This is a genomic window from Xanthomonas sp. NCPPB 3442 (assembly GCF_056725145.1).
Window position 1 is genome coordinate 4,472,713 of sequence record NZ_CM161514.1, and the last position, 25,642, is coordinate 4,498,354.

Sequence of the window (25,642 nt, forward strand, 5' to 3'; positions counted from 1 at the left end):
TCAAGGCGATATTCCGCTGGCTGTGGCCTCCTGATCCTGGATGCGCCCGGGCGTCTTCGTCGGCTTGCATGGGCGTGGCGGCGGCCGTTTTCGGAGAAGGCATGCGCTGCGTGCGTTGCGTGGGCATCGACGCAGACGCCGCCATGACCACCTGGGCCGGAGACGAACACCTGCAGGCATGCGCGCGGCGGCTTGACCGCATCGCCGTCGGCACAGGTTCGCCCCTGGACGTGCGCGTGGTTGAATAGGGGTCTTCCCGCTGCACGCCTGCCGATGTCCGAGACTCCGCCACCGCGCCGCCCCCTGGCCACGTTCCTGCGTGCGACGCCGGCTGCTCCGCCGCTGGTTCCGACCCCGGTGGTTCCACCTGCGGAGCCGGCCGAGCAGGCCACATCGGCCCCGGGCTCTGCGTTGCCGCCGGCGCCAGCGCCAGAGGTGGATGCGCAGCCGGCACCGCGTGTGCCATTGCCTGCTGCCGCGGTGGCTTCGTCGCCGCAGCGCGCAACGGGCATGTCCGGGCACGATGGTCTCCAGGCGCCGGTGTCCGGCCAGACGCCACTGCCCGCGCCCGGCACCGCGACGCCGTCCGCTTCGGCGAGCGCGCCCGCGGCCGGACACGTTCCTGATGCGATGCTCGATCCACCTCGCTCGGCGTCGGCCGCCACCGATACCCGGGCCGACGACGGGCTGGCCGCGACCGATGCTGACGACCTCGGGCACCCAACCGCGCGGGCTGCACCTGGCCCATCGAATTCAGCGCAGCAACGGGCACTACGCGCCTCGGCGGATGCAGATCTGGCATTTCAGAATGCGCCGGGCACGCCGAAGGCGCTGGCAGAAACGCCCGCGCGCCAGGCTTCAGTCGCAACGCCAGCAGCGTCTGCGGGATCTACCCCAGCTGTGGCAACGGCGGCAGCCGCAACGCAGGCCGACACCAGCGCCAGCGAGCGGTCGGCGGGCACAGCCGACGGCCAGTCACACCCGGGCCGCCCCTCCAGCCATCCCGACCCGGCAACCACCGAGTCCGGCGCAGCCAGCGCATTGGCAGGCGAGCACGCGCAGTCCGATGCCGGCATCGCGCAGCCCCGTACCACTGCCGTGCAACTGCAGCCCCTGCCCGCGCCCGCCTTGGCCGCACCCGCCTTCGCGCGGCGTGGCGTCACCCGCCCGCGGCTACGCGCCAGCGGGCGCCAGTGGGCGCTGCTGGTCGGGCTGGTCGGCGTGCTCGGGTTGCAGATCGTCATCGCCGACCGCGCGCACCTGGCCGCCAACGCGCGCTTGCGGCCGCTGGTCGGCGCGGCCTGCACGCTGGCGCGCTGCAGCTTGCCGGCCTGGCGCGAGCCGGAGGCGCTGACCCTGCTCAACCGCGAGGTGCGGCCGCTGCCCGGTGTGGCCGGGGTGCTGCAGATCCAGGCCAGCTTCCGCAACGACGCGCGCTGGGCACAGGCCTGGCCGTGGCTGCAGCTGTCGCTGTCCGATGCCGACGGCCGGGTGATCGGCACCCGCATCCTGTCGCCGCAGGAGTATCTGGGACCATCGCCGCCGGCGCAGGACACGCTGGCGCCGGGTCAGGCGGTGCAGGTCGCGTTCCGGGTACGCGAACCGGCCGCGAGCACCGCCGCCTTCAGTTTCGACTTCCGGTGAACGGGCGCGACCGCCACATGGGCGTGGCGAGCGATGAGGTCACGCGCTAGACTCACTCCCCCTCGCCGGCCACGCGTCCCGGCTTCGTGACACTGGGAACCTCCTTTGAACGCAGCCCCCTCTCGTCCTGACACCAGTCGTGGCGCCCCGAAGTCGCCCCTGCGCGAACACGTGGCCCAGTCCGTTCGCCGTTATCTGCGCGACCTGGACGGCAGCGACGCGGACGATGTTTACGAAATCGTGCTGCGCGAGATGGAGATCCCGTTGTTCGTCGAAGTGCTCAACCACTGCGAAGGCAACCAGAGCCGCGCCGCGGCGATGCTGGGCATTCACCGGGCAACCTTGCGCAAGAAGCTCAAAGAGTACGGGCTGACGTAGGCCTGGGATTCGGGATTCGGGATTCGGGATTCGGGATTCGGGAATCGGGAATCGGGAATCGGGAATCGGGAATCGGGAATCGGAAAAGCGTGCTTCTGCCAGACGGTGCGCGCACGGGTTACCGGTCACAGCGCGGTTTCGTGCGGGTCAGCTTTCCGGTTGGCCAGATGCGGTAGCCGACCGACGCGCGCTGCGCCGATCCGATGCTGCAGATTGCCAACGGCACGCGATGCACGTGTTGCGATTTCATGACGAGCGATGTGACAAGCGGTCACGCCCAGCCATAGCGGATCAGGTGGAAGAACACCGGCGCGGCGAAGCACACCGAATCCAGGCGGTCGAGCACGCCGCCGTGGCCTTCGATCATATGGCCCCAGTCCTTGATGCCGCGATCGCGCTTGATCGCCGACATCACCAGCCCGCCGAAAAATCCCATCAGGTTGGCCACCAACGCCAGGCCGAAGGCATGCCACGGCGCGAACGGGGTGATCCACCACAGCGCCATCCCGAGCAGGCTGGCCGACAACACGCCGCCGATGAATCCTTCCACCGTTTTGGACGGCGACAATTTCGGCGCGATCAAATGGCGGCCGGCCAGTTTGCCCCACACGTACTGCAGCACATCCGAAGACTGCACCACGATCACCAGGAAGGCGATCAACAGCAGATTGCGCCCGGCATAGCCGGGAATGTCCAGGTTCAACAGCGCCGGCACATGCGAAATGCAGAACACGCAGATCATCAGGCCCCACTGCACTTTGGCGGTACGTTCCAGATAGCGCGTGGTGTCGCCGCCGATGGTGGCCAGGATGGGCAACACCAAAAACGCGTAGACCGGAATGAGCAAGGTGTACATGCCGTACCAGCCGGTCCACACCAGGCCGTATTGCCACGGCAGCACGATGTAGAACGCGGCCAGCAATGCGTAGTAATCGCCGCGCCGGGTCGGGGTCAAGGTGATGAACTCGCGCAGCGCAAACAACGACACCAGCGCGAACAAGCCGATGACGCCTGCGCGGCCAAACACGAACGCAAGGCCGACCACCGCAGCCATCACCCACCACGCGCGGATACGGGCGACCAGGTTGTCCAGCACTGCGCTGGGGCGTTCGCGTGCGCGCCAACGCAGGGCTTCGGAAATCAGCGTGGCGATGACCAGCACCAGCGCGATACCGCTGAACAGCCACAGCGTCTGCTGATGCATCGAAGACTGCTGCAGCTGCCCGCTGTACACATATAGGCTCATGCGCGCGCCTCCAACTGATCGGGCGACAACGCCAGCAACGCCGCACGTGCACGCGCCAGAAACGCATCCTTGGTTTCGTCCGCATCCAGGCGTAATGGCGCACCAAAGGTGGTGGTGCACAGCAGCGGCAACGGCAACCACTTGCCCTTGGGCATCACGCGCTTGAGGTTATCGATCCACACCGGCACGAACTCCAGTTCCGGGCGTTGCCGTGCCAGGTGATACAGCCCGCTCTTGAACGGCAGCACGCCGTCGTCCGGGTTGCGCGTGCCTTCGGGAAACAGGATCAACGAATCGCCGGCGTCCACCGCATCGCACAGGCATTGGATCGGGTCGCGCGTGCGCTGCGCCGGGTCGCGTTCGATCAACACGCCGTTGAAGACCGCGTGGATCAGGTAGCGCCGCAGGGCGGTACGCTGCCAGTAGTCGGCCGCCGCCACCGGGCGCACTTCATGCCGCAGGCTGGCTGGCAGCGATGACCAGATCAGCACGAAATCGCCGTGGCTTGCATGGTTGCCGTAGTACACGCGACGCTCGTTGGAGGGCGCGCAACCGCGCCATAGCGCACGCGCGCCGGTCAAGGTACGAATGGCGCCGCTGCAAGCGCGCGCGATCAAACGGGCAATCATTTCTGCTCCAGGGTGCGCACGATCGTGCGCAGTCGTACCGCCACCGTCAGCAAGGCACCGGCGATCAACACCGCCAGTGCTCCGATCAGCAGCCAGGCCGCAAGACGCGGCTGGCCCATCCATTGCAGCGGCAAGGCCAGCGCGCCTGCCAGCGTCAACCACTGCATGCGTTGCACGCGGCTCATCGGCCCCTGCCGCGGCTCTGGCGTGCCGCAGGCCAGGCCCAGCATGCGCACGTATGCGGTGGCCACGCAGCACAGCGCCGCCGCCCACCCCAGTTGCGCAGCCCACGGCAGACCGGCCTGCAGTCCATAGCCCAGGCCCACGCAGACCAGCACATCGGACAACCGATCGGGCGCGTCGTTGTAGACCTCACCGGCGCGCGAGACCATGCGCGCCTGGCGCGCCAGCACGCCATCCATGCGGTTGCACCACAGCCGCCCCTGCAGCCCGAGCACCGCCAGCAGCAGCGGCATGGCTCCTTCGCGCGCAGGCGCGCTCAACCCGATGTAGAACATCAGCCCGGCCAACGCCGCACATGCGATGCCCACCCACGCCACGCCATTGGGCGTGGCGCCACGTCCGCGCAGCACGCGCGCCCAAAGCAACTGCCGCTGTCGCTGTCCGTGTTGCATCAGTCGCCTCCTCCGCCGCAGCCGCCACAGCCACCGCCACCATCGCTGCTACCACCATCGCCGCCGCTGTCGCCGCCACCCCCGCCGCAGCTGCTGCCACTGCCATCGGCGTGGCCATGCGGCGCACGCAGGCTGTGGTAGTCGGCCCAAGCGGTTCCGATCAGTGCCGCAGTGCCGTACAGCGCCACCGCCTCGCCTGGATCACCGCCGGTGCGCGCCGCATCGCGTCGCCGTGTCTGACGCAGTGTCGCAAGGCGGGCCTCGCCGCCGAGCGTGCGCCGCACGGGCACCAGCGCAAAGCCCAGCACCAGCAATGTGGTCAGCACCATCAGACACAGCAGATAGCCCACCGGATGGTTGCCCTGCACGCCGATGACCAGCTTGCACAGGCCAAGCCCCCATACCAGCGCCACCGGCACGGTACATGCCAGGCGCACCGCGCGTGCCTGCGCCTGGCTCAGCCACAGGCCCTTGTCGATCAAGCGCTGCTCCAGCGGTGCGGCCAGCGCGCGCAACGCGCGCAAGGCCCACACCGGGTCTTCGGTGGTGCGCACCGCTTCCAGTGCCGGCTCCAGCGCAGGCGGGACTGCAATCTGCCGGTGGCAACGTACCCAGCGACGTGCCGGTTCGGTTGCGTCGCGCTCCAGATACACCGCATTGCGCACCAGCAATTCGGTGAACCACAGGTCGGCCACGCGATCGGCACCGCCGCCCAGATATGCAAGCTCGCTGGCATCCACTGCTGCTGCGGTGCGACCGCGTCGCAGCACCCGCCGCAACCATGCCGCCATCGACCAGGCCAGACCGATCAGCGCGATGAACAGCGGCAGGAAATAGACACCGCGCCAGTGCAGCGGCGACAGCGCCCCGCCATTGGCTGAGTGACAGACCATGCCCACTGCCACCGCGATTGCCCACACAACCACGGCATACGGCACACCGCGCTGCGGCCCAGCTGACTGTGGCGCTCCACGCAAGGCTTGCAAGGTCTGTTCGGCAGTGTGGCCGTGCAGCGGATCCAGCGTCGATTGCGGCGGTCGCGCCACAGGCCACCATTGCGCCGGCGGCTCGCCGAACTGCGTGCGGTAACGCTCCAGCGTCTGGCGGTACTGCGCCTGGAAACGCGCTTCTTCGCCGGCATCGCCGCGTCCGGGTTGATGATGCAGCGTAGTCTGCAGCACGTGCGGGCAGAACTGCTGCCAGTACTCGCGGGTGTCGGTCAGATGCGTGTGCCAGACCTGGTCGACCAACGGGCTGGGGGTGACGTCGACGGTGTCGGTGCAGGCAAGAAAACAGAACCGGCGGTACTCCTCCACCAACGCCTGCGCTTGTTCGGTGCTGCACTGTGCCTGCTTGGCCACGCGCCGAACGAAGGCGGCAAACGCTGCTTCGTCCTGGCCAAAACGATAGCCCTGCAGCCGTTGCCACAGCGCTCGCTGCGCTGGCGTGGCATGGCGCGGTTCGCGCCGAGCGGAATCGGGTTGGTTGCTCATCCGAATATCCTGAGAGCGAGCGCGGCAGCCACCAACAGCAGTTGCACCACCACGCTTGCCAGCTGCCAACGCAGCAGGCGGCGCATGCCGGTCCAGCGCGATGCCCAGTCGCGGGTGGGCGAAAGCTTTGGTATCAGGCCAATCGCATGCATCGCCGCATCGAGCTGGTGCGCGGCGTCTTGCCCGGTGCCACCGCAGCGTTCGAGATGCGCGATGGAGGCTGCCAGCAGGTCGGCATCCAGGCCCACGCGAAACGCCCAATAGCGCTGCAGCACGCCCGCAAGCATGCTGATGGCATAGCTCAACTGCATCAACGGCGGCGCCTGCGCAACACCAAGCAAGCCGATGGCCGCTGCCAGCAGCAGGAGTGAGAGGCGGTCCAATGCTGCACCTTGCCGCAGCACTGCGCGCATGGCCGCCAAGGTCAGCGGGGCGATATTCATTGCGCTCTCCGTTCGGGGATGTCGTCGCCACCGTCATGACCGTCGCATGCCGTCACGATCGCCGCGCGATGCGCATGCCCGAGCACGATCGACGGCCGCACGGCGCGTAACTGTGCGATGGCCGCATCCACGTCCTGGGCGCGACCGCTGCGCACCAGCCAGGTGGCCACACTGGCAGCACTGCGCGAATAGCCCAATGCACAACACACCAGCACCGGCCCGATCGCCTGCGCCTGCGCGATCGCCTGCGCGGCCTCGCGCAGCTGCGCCGGCGACGGCGCGACCAGATCGAGCATCGGCACCACACGGTCCTGCGCCTGCGCGGCGTACAACGAGAGCTCTGCAGACACGTCCACCACGGCGGCACGCTTGTCGCGCTGGCCGGGCAACGGAATCCGCCCCAGCCACACGCCATCGCACACCGCGCGCGGCAACGGCGCACGCCGTGTCCAGAGCCGGGAGTTGCACCAGGCCGCCAACAGATACGGCGCATACAACCAATGGGCTGCAAGACTCAGGCGCCCATCGCTGCGCTTCTGGAATCCGCCCGGCCCGAGCAGCGCGTAATTCAAGGCAACCAGCAGCAAGGCCAGGGTGATCCACAGCAACCACAGTGCTGCACCGCCGCTCCACAGCGCCAGCGCAGCGCTGACCAGCGCGCCGGCCAGATACATCGCGGCCAGGCGCCAACGGCGCAGGTCGCGTGCACACCGTGCCTGCGCAAATGGTGCGGCGACCCGCTCCGGCCATAGCCACACGCAGAGCCAGCCCACCGCGAGTCCGGTAGGAATATCGAGAAAGTGATGCTGATACGTGGTCAGCACCGACACACCGATCAATGCGAACCAGGCATGCAGCAACCAGCGCCACACCCCGCAAAGATGCTGCCCATAGCGCACCCACAGCACCACCAGCAGCACGATGTGCAGCGACGGCGCCTGATTGAAGGGTTTGTCGAAGCCCAGCAGCACCGCGAACAGCCAGCCGAACACACCCTCGGTCTGCGGCCGTACGAAGCTGTAGCGCAGCGGCCACAACACGAAACACGCCACGCAGATCAGCTGGGCGCTGAGCAAGCGCAGTGCATGCGTGTCCAGCTCGCGGCGGTTGCGGCAGACAAAGAACGAGACCGCGTAGAACACATCGATCGACCAGTACGGCACGATGGTCCACGGCCAGAACGGCATACCGTGTTCCCAGCCGAACACCACCGATGGCACATGCGTCGCCCGCCCGGCCAGCGTGTTGGCCAGGCCGTAGCTGAGGAAGAAAAACGGTCCCAGCAACGCCAGCCACAGCGCGGCACGGCCGGATGGGCGCGCAACGTGGCTCATGCGTCGATTCGCTGCGCCATCGAGACGGTGAAGATGCCGAACGCATCGATGCGTTGCGCCACCTTGCGAAAGCCCGCCGCTTCCACCAGGCCATCCATCTCCTGCTGGCTCCGCCGGCGCATCACCCAGGCCACGCCATCGCGGTGACTGGTCAGCGCGCGCGCAATGAATTCCAGTTGCGGATGCCAGGGCTGGCCGGTGTAAAGCAGATAACCGCCCGGCTGCACCGCCGCGGCCAGGCCGGCCAGCGAACGCGCGACCTGGTCGTTGTCGGCAAACAGCTCGTACAGGCCCGACACCACCGCCAGCGTCGGTGCCGGTTGCACTGCGGCCAGCGCTGCCGGGTCGAACGCATCGCCTTGTTCGAAGCGGGCGATATCGCCTGCGCCCAACGTCTGGATCAGCGCCGTGCCCTGGGTCACGTTGAGCGGGCTGAAGTCGCGCAGCACGATCGCATCGGCACGCTGTGCGCCGCTGCCCAGCGCTTGGAGCACATAGCGGCCGTGCCCGGCAGCGACATCCAGCACGCGCACCGGCTTGCCGGCGCCACGCAAGCGCGCCGCCGCATCGCGCAGCAATTCGCCCAGATGGCTGCCGCGGATGCGGATGCCACGCCAGCCGATCGCGTTGAGATACGTGCGGTCGATCATGCGCCCCAACGGCCCGCGACCACGCGCCTGATTGCGGTAGATGTAATCCAATGTGCTGCCGGAATCGAAACCGGTCTGCAGACCAAGCGCGATGCCCTCGGAGAGCCTGCCACCCAGGCGCAGGCCGGCACGCACGCCACGCCAGCGCAGGTCCTGCAGGCTATTGCGCTGCGGCGGCCAGGCCAGCCGTTCGGCCTCTTCGAAACTGGGCCCGGCACGGTGTGCATCGCCCAGCGCGGCGCGCACCGGCGGTTGCGCAAAACGCGCCTGGACGAACTGGCGAATGTGCGCGATGGCCATCGCGCGATCGCGTTCGCCCAAGGTGTCGTGGAAGAACCCCGGCAGCCAGTGGCGCTGCTTGATCGGCGAGCGCAGGTTTTCGTAGAAGCGGTCCTGCGGGCCGCGATGCACCACAAAATCCGCACCGGAGACCAGCAACTGGGTCGGCACGGTAATGGCCTGTGCATCGTCCACCACGCGATCGGCTGCCGCATACAGACCGAGCAATACGCGCACCGAAATCGGGCGGGTGATCAACGGATCGGTGCGATAGCTTTCCACGCGCGCCGGATCATGCGTCAGCCATTGCGGCTTGACGTAGCTGTTGACGAAAAAGTTGCCGCGCAGCGCATGCAGCAACGCCAACCCGGGGCGTGCAAACGGCACATACAACTTCACCTTGAACGCCGGCGATGCCAGCACCAGCGCGCGCAGCGGCGGGGCGTAATCGTGCACCCAGGTGGCGGCCACCACCGCGCCCACACTCTGCGCAATCACCACGATGTCCTGCACCGCAATGCCGTGGGTGGCGCGAAGATGCGCGATGAAGCTGTCCAGATCGCGCACCAGCGCTTCGAAGCCCGGCGCATCGCCACGCACGCCCGGCGAGCGGCCGTTGCCGCGTGCGTCCCAGGCGAAGAACTGGGCGTCGGGCATGTCGAGTTCTTCGGCCAGATGCATCACACGGCCAGAGTGCTCATGGCCGCGATGCAGCAGCACCACCGCCTTCGGCGTGCCGGTCGCAGCGGCATCGTGCAACGGCCAGTGCCGGTAGAACAGCGGCACACCATCGAAACTGACGAACTCGCGCTCTAGCACTGTGCGCATCGAAGCATCCTGAAAAGTCGAAAGGTTGAATCGCAGAGATCACCACAGCGCAGCGGCCAGCGGCGTTGCTGCGGGAATGGATCGCTAGGTGCCTGCGGGCGCCTGCGCCAGGCCGGCGCGCACCCGCCGCCACACCGTGACCGCGCAGGCCAGGCTCACGGCAATGGCGACCCAGGTGACGCCGCGCGCACCCAGCCAGCCACACGCCAGGCCCACGCCCAGCACGCCGATGACGAAGGCGCGGTCGCTCTTGCCCATCGGCCCGTCGTAGCGGCGGCTGGCGCCGACCATCAGGCCGAGCACGCCGGCGTACTCGGTCAGCGCGGCCAGCAGCGCGAAGATCCACAGCCAGGGCGCACTCACACCGGGCACGCCAAGCAGGCTCAAGTACAAGGCCGCATCAGCCACCACGTCGCACAGCTCGTTGAGGTAGGCGCCCAGCCGCGACTGCTGGCCGAATTCGCGCGCCAGCATGCCGTCCACCGCATTGAGCGCCATGCGCAGCAGCATCCACACCGGCAGCAGCAGATACAGCAGCGGCCAGCTGGGGCCGCCGCGCAACACCACCGCCGCCACCATCAGCGACACCGCCGCTGCGCCCAGCGTGACCTGATTGGCGGTGATGCCACCGCGATACAGCGCGCCCACCATCGGCCGCAGCAGCGCCTGGAAGCGTCCCTTCAATGCGTAGATCGAGGCCATACGGGGTGTGAGTCCATTCGAGCGCTGGCGCAGCCTACAATATCGGCTGCTCCGCAACGACATCCCCCACCGATGGCCTCTGATTTCCTGCCCGTGCGCCGGGCCCTGCTCTCCGTTTCCGACAAGACCGGCCTGATCGACCTGGCCCGCGCGCTGGTGGCGCGCAACGTCGAGCTGCTGTCCACCGGCGGCACCGCCAAGGCGATCCGCGAGGCCGGCCTGCCGGTGAAGGACGTTGCCGAGCTGACCGGTTTCCCGGAAATGATGGATGGCCGCGTCAAGACCCTGCACCCGCTGGTGCATGGCGGCCTGCTCGGGCGCGCCGGTGTCGACGAAGCGGTGATGGCCGAGCACGGCATCGTGCCGATCGACCTGCTGGTATTGAACCTGTATCCATTCGAGTCGGTCACCGTGAAAGCCGATTGCACCCTGGCCGATGCGGTGGAAAACATCGACATCGGCGGCCCGGCGATGTTGCGCAGTGCGGCCAAGAATTTCGCCCGCGTGGCCGTGGCCACCGACCCGGCGCAGTACGCCGACCTGCTGGCCGAGCTGGAAGCCAACGACGGGCAGCTGTCGGCGGCCAAGCGCTTTGCGCTGTCGGTGGCTGCGTTCAATCGCGTGGCCCAGTACGACGCGGCGATCAGTAACTATCTCTCGGCAGTGGCCGACAGCAGCGAGGCGGTGCCCACGCGCAGCCCGTTCCCGGCGCAGATCAATTCCAACTTCGTCAAGGTGATGGACCTGCGTTACGGTGAGAACCCGCACCAGTCCGGCGCGTTCTACCGCGACCTGTATCCGGTGCCGGGCACGCTGGCCACCTTCCAGCAGCTGCAAGGCAAGGAACTGAGCTACAACAACCTGGCCGATGCTGATGCAGCGTGGGAATGCGTGCGCCAGTTCGACGCGCCGGCCTGCGTGATCGTCAAGCACGCCAACCCCTGCGGCGTGGCGGTGGGCGCGGGCTGCGGCGATGCCTATGAACTGGCCTACGCCACCGACCCCACCAGCGCGTTCGGCGGCATCCTGGCGTTCAACAAGACCCTGGACGCAGCGACGGCAAAGGCCATTCTGGACCGCCAGTTCGTCGAAGTGCTGATCGCGCCCGACTACGAGGCCGGCGCACTGGAATACGCCACCAGGAAGGCCAACGTGCGCGTGCTCAAGATTCCGCACGGCAATGGCTTGAACAACTACGACACCAAGCGGATCGGCTCGGGCCTGTTGATGCAGTCGGCCGACAACCGCAGCATGTCGCTGGGCGAGTTGAGCGTGGTCACCCAACGTGCGCCCAACGAGGCAGAACTGGGCGATTTGCTGTTTGCCTGGCGCGTGGCCAAGTACGTCAAATCCAACGCGATCGTCTATGCCAAGGACAGCCGCACCATTGGCGTGGGCGCCGGGCAGATGAGCCGCGTGGTCAGCGCCAAGATCGCCGCGCTCAAGGCCGAAGAAGCCAAGCTCACCGTGGCCGGCTCGGTGATGGCGTCCGATGCGTTCTTCCCGTTCCGCGACGGCATCGATGCGGCGGCTGCGGCCGGCATCAAGGCGGTGATCCAGCCGGGCGGTTCGATGCGCGATGGCGAGGTGATCGCCGCCGCCGACGAACACGGCATCGCGATGGTGTTCACCGGCGTGCGCCATTTCCGGCATTGATGTCACCGACACAGGGATAGGTCGATGCAGCGTCTGCGTTGTTTTGCCGCGTTTCTTGCCACCGCCGCGCTGTTGAGCGCGTGCAAGCAGGCGCCTGCGCCCGCTGCGGCGCCGGGCGCCGCGGCACCTGCCGCGCCCAGCGACGGCCCCCGTCTGAGCCGCACCGAGCGGCTGGATGGGTTCTTGCGCACGCGCTACGGCGCCAAGGCCGGCCTGGCCGCGCAGTGGAGCGGCGAAGCCGACGGCTTCAAGGCCGACAGCGCAGTCTGCGCCGAACAGCCGGTGGTGGTGGGCGACCAGGTACAGCAACTGCTGGCGGTCTGCCACAGCCTCAGCGATGCCGGCCACGGCAATCCGGGGCTGATCGATTTCTTCGTGCTGCGCGGCGATGGCGACGGTTTCAAGGTCGTGGCCGAACGGCTCGCCGACGGCTACGGCAGCGCCGGCCAACCCGGCAGCGTGGACGTCCTGCGTCTGGGCAGCGATTTCTACGGCTTTGCCGTGCACAGTTTCTGGATGGGCCAGGGCCTGATCCTCGAATCGCAGGATCTGGTCGTGCCCGGGCCCAAGGGCCTGGTCAATGCCGGCTCGCTGCGGGCGCACATCGACAACAGCGGCGCACTGGCCTGCGACGACGACGCGCGCGAGCCGGACCAGACCCAGGCGCAATGCCTTGCCGAGGCCTTCGACGTGGATTTCGCGCTGGAGGTGGACAACAGCGCGCCGCAGGCGCGCACCTGGCCGCTGCGCATCCGCGAGCACGGCAGCGATTGCGGGGTGGCCCTGGACAAGACCCACGTCTTCGCGCTCGACACCAAGACCTGGACCTACCCGTTTCCCAATGCACTGCAGCGCGAAGGCTGCAGGTAACGCCCCTTCCCCCGTACTAGCGAGCAACTGCCTTGAAAATCCTCGTCATCGGCTCCGGCGGCCGTGAACATGCCCTGGCCTGGAAGATCGCGCAGTCCGCGCGCGTGCGCGAGGTGCTGGTGGCACCGGGCAATGCCGGCACCGCCACCGAAGCCAAATGCCGCAATGTCGCGATCAAGGTCAATGATCTGGACGGCCTGCTCGCGCTGGCGCAGCGCGAAGCCGTCGCGCTGACCGTGGTCGGCCCGGAAGTGCCGCTGGTGCTGGGCGTGGTCGACCGCTTCCATGCCGCCGGCCTGCGCATCTTCGGCCCCACCGCCAAGGCCGCGCAGCTGGAAGGCAGCAAGGCCTTCGCCAAGGATTTCCTCGCCCGCCACGGCATTCCCACCGCTTATTACGCCGTGCACACCGAAGTCGACGCCGCGCTGGCGTATGTGCGCGAGAAAGGCGCGCCGATCGTGGTCAAGGCCGATGGCCTGGCTGCCGGCAAGGGCGTGATCGTGGCGATGACCCTGGCCGAGGCCGAAGACGCGGTGCGCGACATGCTCTCGGGCAATGCGTTCGGCGATGCCGGCGCACGCGTGGTCATCGAAGAATTCCTCGACGGCGAAGAGGCCAGCTTCATCTCCATGGTCGATGGCAAACACGCCTTGCCGATGGCCACCAGCCAGGACCACAAGCGCGTCGGCGACGGCGACACCGGCCCCAATACCGGCGGCATGGGCGCCTACTCGCCGGCGCCGGTGGTCACGCCCGAGGTGCATGCGCGGGTCATGCGCGAGGTGGTCGAGCCGACCGTGCAGGGCATGATCGCCGATGGCGTGCCGTTCACCGGTTTTCTGTATGCCGGGCTGATGATCGACGCGCACGGCGCGCCGAAGGTGATCGAATTCAACGTGCGTTTCGGCGACCCGGAAACCCAGCCGGTAATGCTGCGCCTGCAGTCGGATCTGGTCGATCTGCTCGACGCGGCCATCGACGGCAAGCTCGATGGCGCGCACGCGCAGTGGGACCCGCGCCCGTCGCTGGGCGTGGTCATCGCCGCCAAGCCTTACCCGGACACCCCGGTCACCGGTGAGGTCATCACCGGGCTGGACGCGGTGCCGGCCAGCGCCAAGGTTTTCCACGCCGGCACTGCGCTGAATGCCGCCGGCGAGGTGATCAGCGCCGGTGGCCGCGTGCTGTGCGTTGCGGCGCTCGGCGACAGCGTGCAGGACGCCCAGCGCAACGCCTATGCTGGCCTCGAGCCGATCCACTGGCCCAACGCCTTCCAGCGCAGCGACATCGGCTGGCGGGCCATCGCCCGCGAGCAGGCGGCGCAGGGCTAAGCGCCTCGCGCCTGCAACCACCGCGTTGCGCGCTGTCGCCACGCGGTGGTTGCAGGTTTCTGCGCACCACCAGGCATCCTGCCGATACCGGCGCGGGCCACCTGCGGCGCCTGGCACCGTGCGGCTACTGACAAAGAACTAGCCGCCATCCACATCGGCGGCGCGTGGCTGCGGCAATAATGCCCGGGCTCCCTGCCTTGTAGAGACTGTGGCCACTCCCTCCTTCGAAACCCGCTTAAGCCGCTTGTGGGCCCATGAAAAGGCCAGCTATGGCCTGCGTGTGTTCATCGCGCTGGCGGTGGCGATGGGCGTGTGCTGGCACTGGCAACAGCTCACTGCGGTGCCGGCGCTGTTTCTGGGCGCGATCGCCAGCGCCATTGCCGAAACCGACGACAACTGGCTGGGCCGCATCAAATCGGTGCTGCTCTCGCTGCTGTGTTTCGCCGCCGCCGCCGCCGCAGTGGTGGTGCTGTTTCCGTATCCGCTGCCGTTCGTGCTGGGCATGGCGTTGGCTACGTTCTCGCTGACCCTGCTCGGCGCACTGGGCGAGCGCTATGCCTCGATCGCGCAGGCCACGGTGGCCCTGTCGATCTACGCCATGATCGGCATGGACCAGCATGGCAGCCGCGATCCGCTGGTCGCCTGGCACGGCGCGGCGCTGCTGCTGATCGGCGCCACCTGGTACGGCGTGCTGTCGATCCTGTGGACCATCCTGTTCGCCAATCGCCCGGTGCGCGAGCGGCTGTCGCGGCTGTTCTTCGAGTTGGGCCGCTACCTCAAGCTCAAGGCCGATCTGTTCGAACCGGTGCGCCAGAGCGACCTGCATGCACGCCGGCTGGCCTTGGCCGAACAAAACGCCAAGGTCGTCGGCGCGCTCAATGCGGCCAAGACCGCGATCATGAGCCGCTTCGGCCGCTCGGGGCGGCCGGGCGTGCAATCGGGCCTGTATTTCCGGCTGTATTACATGGCGCAGGACTTCCACGAGCGCGCCAGCTCCTCGCACTATCCCTACGAGGCGCTCACCGACGCGTTCTTCCACAGCGACGTGCTGTATCGCTGCCAGCGCTTGCTCGCCCTGCAAGGCAAGGCGTGCGCGGCGTTGGGCGAGGCGATTCGCCTGCGCCAACCATTCGATTACGGCGACAGCAGCCGCCTGGCCACCGAAGACCTGCGCCAATCGCTGGATTATCTGCACGCGCGCGCCGACCCCGCACTGGCCCGCCTGCTCGGCGCGCTGGAGCTGCTGGTGACCAATCTGCAGAGCATCGAACGCAGGTTGTCGGAAGCGGCGCAATCCGATTCCACCAGCGACAACCTCGACACCCGGCTACGCGATTCCTCGCCGCACACCTTGCGCGAAATGGGCGCGCGGCTGGTGCAGCAACTCACGCCCGGCTCGGTGCTGTTCCGCCATGGCCTGCGTATGGCCGTCGCGCTGCTGGTGGGCTACGCCATCATGCAATCCATCCACGCCGACAACGGGTACTGGATCCTGCTCACCACCGCATTCGTGTGCCGGCCCAACTACGGCGCCACACGCCTGCGGCTGGTGCAGCGCATTGCCGGCACCTTGATCGGCCTGGTCGCCACCTGGGCGCTGATGCAGCTGTTCCCCACCACCGAAGTGCAGCTGCTGCTGGCGCTGGCCGGCGCGCTGGTGTTCTTCATCACCCGCACCGATCGCTACATGCTGGCCACCGCCGGCATCACGGTGATGGCGCTGTTCTGCTTCAACCTGCTGGGCGATGGCTTCGTGCTGATCTGGCCGCGCCTGATCGACACCCTGATCGGTTGCGCGATCGCCGCGGCCGCCTCGTTCCTGATCCTGCCCGACTGGCAGGGCCGCCGGCTGAACCAGGTGATGGCCACGGTGCTGGCCAGCTGCGCGCGTTATCTGGCCCAGGTGCTGGAGCAGTACGCCAGCGGCAAGCGCGACGACCTGCCCTACCGCATTGCGCGCCGCGACATGCACAACGCCGATGCTGCGTTGTCGGTGGCCTTATCCAACATGCTGCGCGAACCCGGCCGCTATCGGCGCAATCTGGATGCGGGCTTTCGCTTCCTGGCGCTGTCCAACACCTTGCTCGGCTATCTGTCGGCACTGGGCGCGCACCGCGCCGCACTGGAGGGCGAACACGACGCCACCATCGCGCAAGCCGGCGAATATCTGCAGCGCGCACTGAGCGAGATCGCCAGCGCCCTTGGCCAACGCCAACCGCTGCCGGCGCACGACGAAAGCGAAGAACTGGCCACCGCCGAAGCGCTGGAACACCATCCGGTGCAACTACCGCCCAAGCAACGCCTGGTGCGCGACCAACTGGCATTGACGCTGCGCCTGCTGCCCAAGCTCCGCGCTGCAGCGCTGGCAGTGACAACGGCGCCGGCGGAGAATACGCCACGTCTGGCGACCAGCAAGGCCTAGCCGCCAGCGGTCGACAGGCCTGGGCGCCGCGCCGTACATGCAGCCTCGATGCGGTAAGCGATGTCGAACACGGCCATGCCGCGTATTCGCCACTGCGTGCAACCGCTGCGTCGTCGCCCCACCGGCCACGCTCACTTCCACTGCCTGCGCGCCACGCTCAGCCCCACCCAGCCCAGTGCCGCTGCAGCCAGTACCGCGCCGCCGATCACCACACCCATCCACCCGGCCTGCGCATACGCGGCCGTGCCCAACGTCGACCCCACGGCACCACCGATGAAATAGCAGGTGATGTAGGCCGAGGTGATGCGATTGCGCGCCGCCGGGTTGCGCTGGTAGATCACGCTCTGGTTGGCGATATGCACGCCCTGCACTGCGATATCCAGCAGCAGCACGCCGACGATCAGCAGCCCGATCGAGTGCGGCGCAAACGCGAGCAAGCCCCACGACAGCAGCAACATCGCCAGCCCGCCCCAGCTCACGCGGTCGCCATGGCCGTGATCGGACCAATGCCCGGAGCGATTGGCCGCCAGTGCACCGGCCGCACCGATCAGGCCGAACAAGCCGATCACCGCAGTGCCATAGCCATAACTCGGCCCGGACAACAAAAACGCCAGCGTGGTCCAGAACATGCTGAATCCGGCAAAGATCAGCCCGCCCAGCACCGCGCGCGAACGCAGCACCGCATCGTCGCGCAGCAGCGTCAGCACCGAGCCCACCAACTGCGGATACGCCAATTGCGCGTTGCCGGGATGGCGCGGCAGCCCGCGCCACAACAGCCCGGCGGTGAGCAACAACGCGACCGAGGCGATCCAGTACACCGTATGCCAGCCGCCGACACCGGCCAGCACGCCGGCCGCGGTGCGCGCCAGCAAGATCCCCAGCAGCAACCCGCTCATCACCGTGCCGATCACCCGGCCACGCTCGTGGGGCGCCGCCAGCGTGGCGGCGAACGGCACCAGGATCTGCGCCGCCACCGAGCTGGCGCCGGTCACGATGGTGCCGACCAGCAACATCGCAAAACTGTGCGAACTGGCGCTCACCAATAAGCCAATCGCGCTCAACACGAACAGGCCCACGATCAGGCCGCGGCGCTCCAGCCGGTCGCCAAGCGGCACCAGCAACAGCAACCCTGCCGCGTAGGCCAGCTGCGCCGCGGTGACCACCGCACCGGCACTGCGCACCTGGATGCCGAACGCCTGCGCCAGCGTTTCCAGCAGAGGCTGGGCGTAGTAATTGCTCGCCACCGCCAACCCGGTGGCTGCAGCCATCAGCAGCACCAGGCGACGGGGCAAGGGCGGGTGGGAGGTGGGCTCGGTCTGCATGGCTACTGCCTGGTCAAGGAATGTGCACAGTGTGGGCAGCCGGCATGCATCTTTCCAATGTATTGTTTTCACCGTCGCCATCTTTTTTCGAGATTGCATGCTGACCTTGCGCCAACTGGAATTTGCGATTGCCGTGGCCGAAGAAGGCGGCTTCACCGCTGCTGCGCGCCGCTGCAACACCGTGCAGTCGGCGCTCAGCCACCAGGTCGCCAAGATCGAAGAGACCTTCGGCGCACGCCTGTTCGAACGCGGCACCCGCCAGGTGCGGCCCACCGCCGCCGGCGAGGTGTTCCTGCACAATGCCCGCCAGACCCTGCGCGCTGCCGAGCGCCTGCACGAGGAAATGGCGCAGGCCCTGGGTACCGTGCGCGGGCGGCTGGCGTTGGGACAGATTTCCTCGCTCACCACCGTGCAACTGCCGGCGTTGCTGCAGCAGTTCCGCAGCGCGCATGCGCGGGTGGACGTGCATCTGCGCACCGCCATGAGCGAGGCCTTGCTGCACGATCTGGGCGAAGGCCGGCTGGATGTCGCCCTGGTGGGGGTCGGCCCGCAGCTTGCGGTGCCGGCGCAGCGCCTGCTGCTGCATGAAGAGGCCTTGGCCTTGATCGTGGCACCGGGCCACCGCTTTGCCGCACGCAAACGGGTGGCACTGGCCGAGCTTGACGACGAACCGATGGCCGGGCTGGTTCCCGGTGCCGGCGTGCGCGGCATCATCGATGCTGCGTTTGCGCAGGGGGGCCTGCGGCAACGCCAGCAGTACGAAGTCACCCATGCCGATCTGGTGCGCGAACTGGTCGCCGCCAACCTGGGCGTGGGCATCGTCCCGCAGACCATGGCCGGGGCCATGCACGGCGTGGTCACGGTGGCCTTGAAGGAGCGTTACCGCTTTCTGACCTACGCGGTGTGGCGGCCCGATCCCAGCCCGGCCGCACGCGCCTTCGTGGCCTTGCTGCGCGCCCAGCTCGCGCAACGCAGGCCGCCGGCACGTAGAAGCCGCTGAGCGCAGCCGCCATCCACCAGCACGCCGTGGAAGCCTGCTAGGCTGCGCGCGTTCGCAAAGGAAACTGCATGTCCGGTCACAGTCAGTTCGCCCTGCTCAGGCAGCGCCGCTTCTTGCCGTTCTTCGCTGTCCAGGCGCTGGGCGCGTTCAACGACAATGTCTATCGGCAGGCCATCATCGGCCTGCTGTTCTATCTCGGCATCGATGCCGCCCAGCGCACGCTGTATACCAACCTGGCGCCGGCATTGTTCATCCTGCCGTACTTCCTGTTCTCCGCGCTGGCCGGGCAGATCGCCGAGAAGCTGGAAAAGCAGAAGCTCATCGTGATCACCACCACGATGGAGATTGCGATCATGTCGCTGGCCGCAGTGGGCTTCATCACCGAGAACATGGTGATCCTGCTGATTGCGCTGTTCTGCACCGGCCTGCAGTCCACGCTGTTCGGGCCAGTGAAATATTCGATCCTGCCCTCGGTGCTGAAACCGGAAGAACTCACCGGCGGCAACGGCCTGGTCGAAATGGGCACCTCGATCTCGATCCTGTGCGGCATGATCTTCGGCGGACTGATCTTCCAGATCGCCGGCAGTCATGGGCCGGAGGCTGCCGCCACCGCGGTGATCGCGATTGCCGTCACTGGCAACCTGGTGGCGCGGCTGGTACCGCGCGTGGACGCCGGCGCGCCCGAGCTGAAAATCAACTGGAACCCCATCCCCGAATCGCGCGCCATCATGCGCCTGACCCGCCGCACGCTGGCGGTGCGCAACGCGGTGCTGGGCGTGTCGTGGTTCTGGTTCGTCGGCACCGTGCTGACCGCGCAGCTGCCCACCTATGCGCAGCTCAACCTGGGCGGCCAGCAGGACCTGTACGTGTTCGCGCTGGCGCTGTTTTCGATCGGCACCGGCGCCGGCTCGCTGCTGTGCGAACGCCTGTCCGGGCGCACCGTGGAAATCGGCCTGGTGCCGCTGGGCGCGTTCGGCATCAGCGCCTTCCTGCTGGACCTGTACTTCGCCCGGCCTGGCGCGGCGCCGGCCACCGGCCTGTCGATCGGCCAGTTCGTGCAGCAGCCCGGCAGCGTGCGGCTGATCATCGACCTGGTCGGCATCGGCCTGTTCACCGGCCTGTTCGTGGTGCCGTTGTTTGCGCTGATCCAGAGCCGCACGCCCAAGGCCGAGCTCTCGCGCGTGATCGCCGGGCTCAATATCCAGAACTCGTTGTTCATCGTGGCTGCGGCGGTCATCGGTATCGCGCTGCAGTTGCCGCAGGTGGTGCTGTTCGGGGTGCGGATTCCGCTGCCGGGCCTGAGCATTCCGCAAGTGTTCCTGGCGCTGGCGATCGCCAACACGCTGGTGGCACTGTGGATCTTCACCCTGGTGCCCGAATTCCTGATGCGCTTCCTCAGCTGGGTGCTGGTGAGCGTGTTGTACCGCCTGCGCGCGCGCAACATCGACGCGCACGTGCCCGACGAGGGTGCCGCCCTGCTGGTGTGCAACCACGTCAGCTACATGGACGCGCTGATCCTGTCGGCGGTGATCCCGCGTCCGGTGCGCTTTGTCATGTACTACAAGATCTTCCGCATCCCGGTCATGCGCTGGATCTTCCGCACCGCCAAGGCCATCCCGATCGCCGGCGCGCGCGAAGACCCCGCATTGATGCAGCAGGCCTTCGACCGCATCGATGCCGCATTGGCCGATGGCGAGCTGGTGTGCATCTTCCCCGAGGGCGCGTTGACCAAGGATGGCGAAATCGCCCCCTTCAAATCCGGCGTGGAAAAGGTTCTGCAGCGCCGCAACGTGCCGGTCATTCCGATGGCGCTGCGCGGCATGTGGTCGAGCATGTGGAGCCGGCGCGACACGCGCCTGGGCCGCATGCGGGTGCCGCGGCGGATGCGCGCGCAGATCGACGTGGTGGCAGGGGCAGCAGTGGCCGGCGATCAGGCCAGTGCCGCGCTGCTCGAACAACAGGTGCGCGCGCTGCGGCAGGATCAGCCCTGAGCCCGGCCGGTGCAGGCTTTGCCTCCATGGCGCGCCGCGAGTAGCCTGTGCGCCATTGCACGCTTTGCCGTCGCAGCCGCCAAGCGGACGCGGCCGGTCGTACCGGGGGACGTCGTTGTGCTCAACATCATCGCGCCTGAGGCGTCTGCCGTGACCGGCGGGCGTCACGCATTCCAGCGGCTGGCTGTGCCGGCAGCGATGGGCATGCCGCCGCGTTCGTTCGCTGCGCAGGCGTGGAGCGCCCGTTCGCTGGCGCGAGCAGCCATCCGGCACCGCGAGACGCTACTCGCCGCTGCCGCGACCGACACGCCGGCCCCGGCTCACACGCGCGCCAAAGCGCGCATGAGAGTCACTCGGCCGTCGTCAGCGCACACCGGGCGCATCGCCGCCGCGCATGGCGCCCGATAATCCACCCCACTCACCCATCAGTTCGCTGTTGTTTACCACCCAAGGAGCTTCACCATGAGTGCCATGCCACCGCCGATCCATCCCTCGTCCAGCGCCGCGCCCGGCCCGGTACCGAATCACCTGATCTGGGCGATCGTTTCCACCGTGCTGGGCTTTTGCCTGTGCTGCCCGGCGCTGATCTCCGGCATCGTGGCGATCGTGTTTTCCAGCAAGGTCAACGGCCTGCTCAACCAGGGCGACATCGACGGCGCACGTCGCGCCTCCAACACCGCCAAAACCTGGTGCATCGTGACCAGCGTGCTGGCCGCGATCGGCCTGCTGATCAACATCGGCATGGTGGCCACCGGCGGCATGCAGGGCTACATGGACTACATGCAGCAGTTGCAGCACATGCAGTAATGGAACTGCGTCCACGCCACTGGCTTGGACTGGGGGCGGCCACCAGCGTGGCCGCCCTTGGCGTGTCGTTGCTGTATCGCTTCGATCCGAATGCGGGCAACAGCCCGTTCCCGCCCTGCGTGTTCCGCGCCGTCACCGGCTGCTATTGCCCCGGCTGTGGCATGACCCGCGCACTGTATGCGCTGGTCCACTTTGACCTGCCCGGCGCCTTCGCGATGAATCCGGCCGCCGTGCTCGGCCTGTTCACCCTGCCCGGCCTGATCGCCTGGAAAGCCGGCTGGCGCGCACGCTGGTTTGCCCCGGTGGTGGCCGTGATGTCCGAACCGAAGTTCTGGTTATGGGCATTGCCGATGTATTGGATCGCAAGGAATTTGCCGTGGTACCCGTTTACGCTGCTGGCGCCGGGTTAGACCGCAAACAAGCGCGATGCGCCGAGGTTCCCACGCGGACGCGCGCTACACATTCTTTCGCACGACATCATGCGCGGCGCTACCGCACCCATCCCGCAATCACCAACAACGCCAGCACCACCAACCACAGCAGCAGCACGCGCCACACCAGGCTCATCGCATCGCGGACTTCCGGCAGGCGACGCCACACCGGTACCAGCCCCGAATCGGTGTAGTCGTGCGCTTCCTCGCGCAGCTCGGCGCTGACGCTGGCGCGCGCCACAGCACCGAGAAAATGCGGTTCCAGCGACCAGCGGTTGCCATGCGCTTCGCGCCAGGCGCGGAACACGGTGTCGAAGTTACCCACCAGCGCCATCGACATCGCCATCAACTGCGCCACCGGCCATTCCAGCACCGCCAGCAGCCAACGTGCGCCGGCCAGATTGCGGGGCGGCAGCAACACGGCCAGCGGGCTTTCCACCGCCAGCGCAGTGAGCCGATACAGCACCGCGCCGAACGGCCCCAGCAGCAGAAACCACCACAGCATCGCGAACCAGCGCCGCAGGCCGTTGACCACCACCGCTTCCACCAGCGATGGCGCGTCTTCATGCACGCTGCCGCCTGCGGCCTGCAGGTGCGAAATCGCTTCGCGCCGCGCGTGCGGCTCGTCGGCATCGATCACCGCTTCCACATCGCGATCCAGATCGCGCGGGCCCCAGGTCCAGGCCAGCACCGCCACGCCGAACAGCAAATCCAGAAAACCGTGCCAGACATCGTCCAGCAGCCACTGCACCAGCAGCACCACCAGCGCCGGCAGCACCGCCAGCAGCACGCCATAGAGCCCTTGCCACGCACCGCGCCCGGCCGCGTAACCGTCCAGCCGGCGCAGCCATTGGCCGAACCAGGCGAAATTGCGCAGTCTGGCTACCTGCGCCGGTACCAGATGGCCCAGCGTGAGCGCGACGACGACGGCAACCAAGGTGGTGAACATGGGCAGGCCTCCTCAGCCGAGTCTAGCCGAGCGGACGCGAGCGCCGCTGCAACACTGCAAAAGCCGGCCTGGCTCAGCCATGCGCACGATGCCAATGCTCGATCAACGCACGCGCAATGGAAATGCGTGGCGGCAACCCGATGTCGCCCTCGCCGGCCAGCGCAGCGCTGATCTGCGCATGGCTGACCCAGCGCGCGTCTTCCAGCTCGCCGGTGACCTGCGGCACCTCGGTCGCTACGGCACGCGCGGTGAAGCCCAGCATCAGCGCGCCCGGGAAGGGCCACGGCTGCGCGCCCAGGTAGCGGCAGTCCTGCACATGCACGCGGGTTTCCTCGAACACCTCGCGCGCCACGGTCTGCTCCAGCGACTCGCCCGGTTCGACGAACCCGGCAATCACCGAGTAACGTCCTGGGGCCCAACTGGCCTGACGACCAAGCAGCAAGCGCGCTCCATCGCTGACCGCCACGATGATGGCCGGGTCCACGCGCGGGTAATGCTCGATCTGGCATTGCGTGCAGTGCGCAATGAAGCCGGCGCGCCGGAACGCGACCGCACCGCCGCAGACACCGCAAAAACGCGTGCGCGATTGCCAGTGCAACATGGCGCGTGCATAGGCGAAGGCGGTAGCGATCTCGGCAGGCCAATCGGCGGCGGCCTGGCGCAGATCGATCCGCTGCGGCGCCTGCACCGCGACAATGTCGGCCGGCACACAAAACCAGCCCACCGCATCGCGCAGACCCAGGAAGATCGCAGCCTCCGGCCCGTCGCCCAGTTCGGCGCCATCCAGCAACAACGGCTGGCCATCGGCATCGGCCAGCGCCGCGCCTTTGGCGTCGATCAACAGCACACGGCCCTGCGGCCACAGACGCGCCAGGGCGTCGGGATCGTCACGCAACATATCGCCGCGATCGAGCGGCGCGTGGGTGAAGGCAAAACCGGAAGATGAAAAAAGAGACTCTGACATCGGCGCAAGCCTGCCGATAATCGGCAGCGCCTGCAACCATCGTACGCACTCGACCGAGCGCGCCTGCGGTGCGTGTTCAGACGCGGGCGCCGCCCGCGCTGGCCACCGGCTTGGAACGTGGTTCACGCCTGGTCGCGCGGCCCCCATCACGGGACCGCGCGCAGGCGCGGCCATGCCAGTACACGCACGTTCGCCAATGGTCACGGCAGTGCGCTGCACCGGCTGCAGTGAAGAACCGTGCAGGTTCTTTCGGCAGGGTCAAGCAACGAGCGCTGTATCAGCGCTGCTTGTCCAACAGCTGATGCCGCACCGCCACGATGCACGGCTCGTTCGTCAACAGATGGGCGAAGGCCGAGTTGTCGCTGGAGTTGCCGGTGCCGATATCCACCAACGCCACCTGGTTGCTGCCACGCCGCTTGAAGCTGGCGATGGCGGTCTGCGCGTTCTTGAGCGGAATGGTGGCATCGTTGGACGAACCGCACAGCAAGGTCGGGGTTTGCGGCGCCCACGCCAGCAGATCGTTGCGCGCCAGATCCTGGCGGAACGGGTTGGCGGGGTTGCTGGCAAAGTCGCGGTAGAAGCCAGGCTGGAAATACGCCTTGATTTGATCGATGCCTGGCAAGGTGTCGCCGAGAAACAGATCGGTCAGGCTTTGCTTGCCCGGGAACAAGGGCTCCACTTTGGCAGTCCACGGCTCCTGAAACACCTGTCCGGGCTCCAGATAGATGTTCTTGTAGGTGTGCTCCATCGCGACGATGGCATAGCTGCCCAGAATGATGCCGAAGCTGCTTTCGCCTACCGCATTGCTGCCGCTCCAGCTGTCCAAAAATGTCTGCTGCAGCGCGTAAGGCCCGGAGATCGGCGCACTGGCCACCAGATGGAATTCCTTGGACAGATGCGTCTCTATCTCACGCTGGGTGGCCATCGCCGTGTGGCCGCCCTGCGAATAACCCGACAGCATCACCTTGCCGGACAGCGGCGTGTTCAAGCGCTGCAACACACTGCGCGCCGCACGCATCGCATCGATGGTCGCACTCGCCTCGGTCGCGCTGTGCAAATACGGGTGATAACCGTAGTTGGACTTCCCGAGCCCCAGATAATCACTGCTGACCACGACATACCCCTGGCTGGCCAGGCGCGTGACCAGTGGGTCGTTGCCCTTGGCATCGCGGATGTCCTTGGCCTGCTCCTCAGTGCGAACCGTTCCGGTCGGACGTCCCCAGCCGAGCAACGGATACGGCCCTACGCACCGCTCGCCATCTGGAACCAGCAGCACGCCAGATGCGGTTGCAGGTTCGCCTTCGACACCGACGGTTGCATAGGTGAATTCGGCGACACGGACATTGCATTTGGGCTGTTCGGCCTGCGGCTCGGAGGCCAGCATCGCGCCGATCGCGTCACGGCTGTAGCTGGTCAGGAAATTGCTGGTAAGCAAGGTACCGCGCGCGGGCGCGGCCTGCGCGGCGGGTGCAAGCACTGCGCTGGCGATGCCCAACATGGCCGCCAGGCCAAACGCCGATCGGGAGTTGATCTGCAACATGAAGTAATGCTCTCTTGGGGAAGGACGGAACAGACGCGCAGCAATCAGCCGACACCGGATCGGTGCCGGTGCCCGATCCAGGTGCGGAACGAGCGGGAACG

General features: G+C 67.4%; 22 protein-coding genes. 10 read left to right on the forward strand and 12 right to left on the reverse strand.

Going from position 1 to position 25,642, the window contains the following annotated elements; genetic code table 11:
* Positions 1-273 precede the first annotated feature (273 nt).
* The gene (locus AC1POX_RS19380) at positions 274-1,644 is read left to right on the forward strand and encodes a DUF3426 domain-containing protein (RefSeq protein ID WP_240495934.1); all 1,371 of its coding nucleotides are present in this window, start codon (positions 274-276) and stop codon (positions 1,642-1,644) included.
* A 105-nt stretch (positions 1,645-1,749) separates the two neighbouring features.
* Positions 1,750-2,022: a DNA-binding transcriptional regulator Fis gene (gene fis / locus AC1POX_RS19385; RefSeq protein ID WP_002804983.1), complete on the forward strand. Its 273-nt coding sequence runs from the start codon at positions 1,750-1,752 to the stop codon at positions 2,020-2,022.
* A gap of 271 nt (positions 2,023-2,293) precedes the next feature.
* Here fis and AC1POX_RS19390 read toward each other — a convergent pair whose 3' ends face one another.
* The 8 genes from AC1POX_RS19390 to AC1POX_RS19425 form a co-directional block, all read right to left on the reverse strand.
* Positions 2,294-3,268, reverse strand: a complete 975-nt coding sequence (locus AC1POX_RS19390; RefSeq protein WP_014089215.1) for a phosphatidate cytidylyltransferase — start codon at positions 3,266-3,268, stop codon at positions 2,294-2,296.
* Positions 3,265-3,897, reverse strand: a complete 633-nt coding sequence (locus AC1POX_RS19395) for a lysophospholipid acyltransferase family protein (protein ID WP_008571203.1) — start codon at positions 3,895-3,897, stop codon at positions 3,265-3,267. Before AC1POX_RS19395 ends, AC1POX_RS19390 begins: the two co-directional genes overlap by 4 nt.
* Entirely contained in the window at positions 3,894-4,532 is a 639-nt protein-coding gene (locus AC1POX_RS19400; protein ID WP_218533935.1) for a CDP-alcohol phosphatidyltransferase family protein, read from the reverse strand. Before AC1POX_RS19400 ends, AC1POX_RS19395 begins: the two co-directional genes overlap by 4 nt.
* The gene (locus tag AC1POX_RS19405) at positions 4,532-6,025 is read right to left on the reverse strand and encodes a TIGR04222 domain-containing membrane protein (RefSeq protein ID WP_372356495.1); all 1,494 of its coding nucleotides are present in this window, start codon (positions 6,023-6,025) and stop codon (positions 4,532-4,534) included. Before AC1POX_RS19405 ends, AC1POX_RS19400 begins: the two co-directional genes overlap by 1 nt.
* The gene (locus AC1POX_RS19410) at positions 6,022-6,468 is read right to left on the reverse strand and encodes a hypothetical protein (RefSeq protein ID WP_008571207.1); all 447 of its coding nucleotides are present in this window, start codon (positions 6,466-6,468) and stop codon (positions 6,022-6,024) included. The genes AC1POX_RS19405 and AC1POX_RS19410 overlap by 4 nt, the downstream gene beginning before the upstream one ends.
* Entirely contained in the window at positions 6,465-7,802 is a 1,338-nt protein-coding gene (locus AC1POX_RS19415; protein ID WP_071118101.1) for a phosphatase PAP2/dual specificity phosphatase family protein, read from the reverse strand. The genes AC1POX_RS19410 and AC1POX_RS19415 overlap by 4 nt, the downstream gene beginning before the upstream one ends.
* On the reverse strand, positions 7,799-9,559 hold the full coding sequence (locus tag AC1POX_RS19420) for a bifunctional alpha/beta hydrolase/class I SAM-dependent methyltransferase (RefSeq protein ID WP_122273360.1): 1,761 nt from the start codon (positions 9,557-9,559) through the stop codon (positions 7,799-7,801). Before AC1POX_RS19420 ends, AC1POX_RS19415 begins: the two co-directional genes overlap by 4 nt.
* An 84-nt stretch (positions 9,560-9,643) precedes the next feature.
* Positions 9,644-10,261, reverse strand: coding sequence for a CDP-alcohol phosphatidyltransferase family protein (locus AC1POX_RS19425; RefSeq protein WP_008571211.1), 618 nt, complete (start codon positions 10,259-10,261; stop codon positions 9,644-9,646).
* 72 nt (positions 10,262-10,333) lie between these two features.
* Between AC1POX_RS19425 and purH the strand changes: the two genes are divergently transcribed.
* The 4 genes from purH (at position 10,334) to yccS (ending at position 16,537) form a co-directional block, all read left to right on the forward strand.
* Positions 10,334-11,917: a bifunctional phosphoribosylaminoimidazolecarboxamide formyltransferase/IMP cyclohydrolase gene (gene purH / locus AC1POX_RS19430; protein WP_008571212.1), complete on the forward strand. Its 1,584-nt coding sequence runs from the start codon at positions 10,334-10,336 to the stop codon at positions 11,915-11,917.
* Between the two features lie 24 nt (positions 11,918-11,941).
* Positions 11,942-12,787, forward strand: a complete 846-nt coding sequence (locus AC1POX_RS19435; protein WP_209261045.1) for a hypothetical protein — start codon at positions 11,942-11,944, stop codon at positions 12,785-12,787.
* 32 nt (positions 12,788-12,819) lie between these two features.
* Positions 12,820-14,115, forward strand: a complete 1,296-nt coding sequence (gene purD, locus AC1POX_RS19440) for a phosphoribosylamine--glycine ligase (protein ID WP_014089207.1) — start codon at positions 12,820-12,822, stop codon at positions 14,113-14,115.
* Between the two features lie 208 nt (positions 14,116-14,323).
* Positions 14,324-16,537 (forward strand): YccS family putative transporter, encoded by a 2,214-nt coding sequence (gene yccS, locus AC1POX_RS19445; protein ID WP_372356496.1) that lies wholly within the window; start codon positions 14,324-14,326, stop codon positions 16,535-16,537.
* A 131-nt stretch (positions 16,538-16,668) separates the two neighbouring features.
* Here the strand turns inward: yccS and AC1POX_RS19450 are convergent, their stop codons facing one another.
* Positions 16,669-17,859 (reverse strand): MFS transporter, encoded by a 1,191-nt coding sequence (locus AC1POX_RS19450; protein ID WP_372356497.1) that lies wholly within the window; start codon positions 17,857-17,859, stop codon positions 16,669-16,671.
* Positions 17,860-17,956: 97 nt separating this feature from the next.
* On the opposite strand from AC1POX_RS19450, the gene AC1POX_RS19455 reads away from it, so the two are divergent.
* The 4 genes from AC1POX_RS19455 to AC1POX_RS19470 all read left to right on the forward strand — a co-directional run bounded on the left by AC1POX_RS19455 (position 17,957) and on the right by AC1POX_RS19470 (position 22,067).
* Positions 17,957-18,859 carry a LysR family transcriptional regulator gene (locus AC1POX_RS19455; protein WP_127165416.1) on the forward strand — a complete coding sequence of 301 codons (903 nt, stop codon included), beginning with the start codon at positions 17,957-17,959 and terminating at the stop codon, positions 18,857-18,859.
* Between the two features lie 68 nt (positions 18,860-18,927).
* Positions 18,928-20,850 carry an MFS transporter gene (locus AC1POX_RS19460; protein ID WP_008574011.1) on the forward strand — a complete coding sequence of 641 codons (1,923 nt, stop codon included), beginning with the start codon at positions 18,928-18,930 and terminating at the stop codon, positions 20,848-20,850.
* Between the two features lie 462 nt (positions 20,851-21,312).
* Positions 21,313-21,657 (forward strand): CD225/dispanin family protein, encoded by a 345-nt coding sequence (locus AC1POX_RS19465; protein ID WP_005920117.1) that lies wholly within the window; start codon positions 21,313-21,315, stop codon positions 21,655-21,657.
* Complete coding sequence (locus tag AC1POX_RS19470; protein WP_008574010.1) at positions 21,657-22,067, forward strand: DUF2752 domain-containing protein; 411 nt, start codon at positions 21,657-21,659, stop codon at positions 22,065-22,067. Before AC1POX_RS19465 ends, AC1POX_RS19470 begins: the two co-directional genes overlap by 1 nt.
* A 79-nt stretch (positions 22,068-22,146) precedes the next feature.
* Here the strand turns inward: AC1POX_RS19470 and ampE are convergent, their stop codons facing one another.
* From ampE to AC1POX_RS19485, 3 genes are all read right to left on the reverse strand, one after another.
* Positions 22,147-23,037, reverse strand: coding sequence for a regulatory signaling modulator protein AmpE (gene ampE / locus AC1POX_RS19475; protein WP_372356498.1), 891 nt, complete (start codon positions 23,035-23,037; stop codon positions 22,147-22,149).
* 73 nt (positions 23,038-23,110) lie between these two features.
* Positions 23,111-24,001, reverse strand: coding sequence for an NAD(+) diphosphatase (gene nudC, locus AC1POX_RS19480; RefSeq protein ID WP_372356499.1), 891 nt, complete (start codon positions 23,999-24,001; stop codon positions 23,111-23,113).
* Positions 24,002-24,278: 277 nt separating this feature from the next.
* The gene (locus AC1POX_RS19485) at positions 24,279-25,541 is read right to left on the reverse strand and encodes a lipase family protein (RefSeq protein ID WP_029818498.1); all 1,263 of its coding nucleotides are present in this window, start codon (positions 25,539-25,541) and stop codon (positions 24,279-24,281) included.
* Between the last annotated feature and the right edge of the window lie 101 nt (positions 25,542-25,642).

What these genes read in the sequence shown, in the direction of transcription:
- AC1POX_RS19380 (WP_240495934.1), top strand. Translation starts at nt 274, where the DNA reads ATGTCCGAGACTCCGCCACCGCGCCGCCCCCTGGCCACGTTCCTGCGT.
- AC1POX_RS19390 (WP_014089215.1), bottom strand. Translation starts at nt 3,268, where the DNA reads ATGAGCCTATATGTGTACAGCGGGCAGCTGCAGCAGTCTTCGATGCAT.
- AC1POX_RS19395 (WP_008571203.1), bottom strand. Translation starts at nt 3,897, where the DNA reads ATGATTGCCCGTTTGATCGCGCGCGCTTGCAGCGGCGCCATTCGTACC.
- AC1POX_RS19400 (WP_218533935.1), bottom strand. Translation starts at nt 4,532, where the DNA reads ATGCAACACGGACAGCGACAGCGGCAGTTGCTTTGGGCGCGCGTGCTG.
- AC1POX_RS19405 (WP_372356495.1), bottom strand. Translation starts at nt 6,025, where the DNA reads ATGAGCAACCAACCCGATTCCGCTCGGCGCGAACCGCGCCATGCCACG.
- AC1POX_RS19410 (WP_008571207.1), bottom strand. Translation starts at nt 6,468, where the DNA reads ATGAATATCGCCCCGCTGACCTTGGCGGCCATGCGCGCAGTGCTGCGG.
- AC1POX_RS19415 (WP_071118101.1), bottom strand. Translation starts at nt 7,802, where the DNA reads ATGAGCCACGTTGCGCGCCCATCCGGCCGTGCCGCGCTGTGGCTGGCG.
- AC1POX_RS19420 (WP_122273360.1), bottom strand. Translation starts at nt 9,559, where the DNA reads ATGCGCACAGTGCTAGAGCGCGAGTTCGTCAGTTTCGATGGTGTGCCG.
- AC1POX_RS19425 (WP_008571211.1), bottom strand. Translation starts at nt 10,261, where the DNA reads ATGGCCTCGATCTACGCATTGAAGGGACGCTTCCAGGCGCTGCTGCGG.
- purH (WP_008571212.1), top strand. Translation starts at nt 10,334, where the DNA reads ATGGCCTCTGATTTCCTGCCCGTGCGCCGGGCCCTGCTCTCCGTTTCC.
- AC1POX_RS19435 (WP_209261045.1), top strand. Translation starts at nt 11,942, where the DNA reads ATGCAGCGTCTGCGTTGTTTTGCCGCGTTTCTTGCCACCGCCGCGCTG.
- AC1POX_RS19450 (WP_372356497.1), bottom strand. Translation starts at nt 17,859, where the DNA reads ATGCAGACCGAGCCCACCTCCCACCCGCCCTTGCCCCGTCGCCTGGTG.
- AC1POX_RS19455 (WP_127165416.1), top strand. Translation starts at nt 17,957, where the DNA reads ATGCTGACCTTGCGCCAACTGGAATTTGCGATTGCCGTGGCCGAAGAA.
- AC1POX_RS19460 (WP_008574011.1), top strand. Translation starts at nt 18,928, where the DNA reads ATGTCCGGTCACAGTCAGTTCGCCCTGCTCAGGCAGCGCCGCTTCTTG.
- AC1POX_RS19465 (WP_005920117.1), top strand. Translation starts at nt 21,313, where the DNA reads ATGAGTGCCATGCCACCGCCGATCCATCCCTCGTCCAGCGCCGCGCCC.
- AC1POX_RS19470 (WP_008574010.1), top strand. Translation starts at nt 21,657, where the DNA reads ATGGAACTGCGTCCACGCCACTGGCTTGGACTGGGGGCGGCCACCAGC.
- ampE (WP_372356498.1), bottom strand. Translation starts at nt 23,037, where the DNA reads ATGTTCACCACCTTGGTTGCCGTCGTCGTCGCGCTCACGCTGGGCCAT.
- nudC (WP_372356499.1), bottom strand. Translation starts at nt 24,001, where the DNA reads ATGTCAGAGTCTCTTTTTTCATCTTCCGGTTTTGCCTTCACCCACGCG.
- AC1POX_RS19485 (WP_029818498.1), bottom strand. Translation starts at nt 25,541, where the DNA reads ATGTTGCAGATCAACTCCCGATCGGCGTTTGGCCTGGCGGCCATGTTG.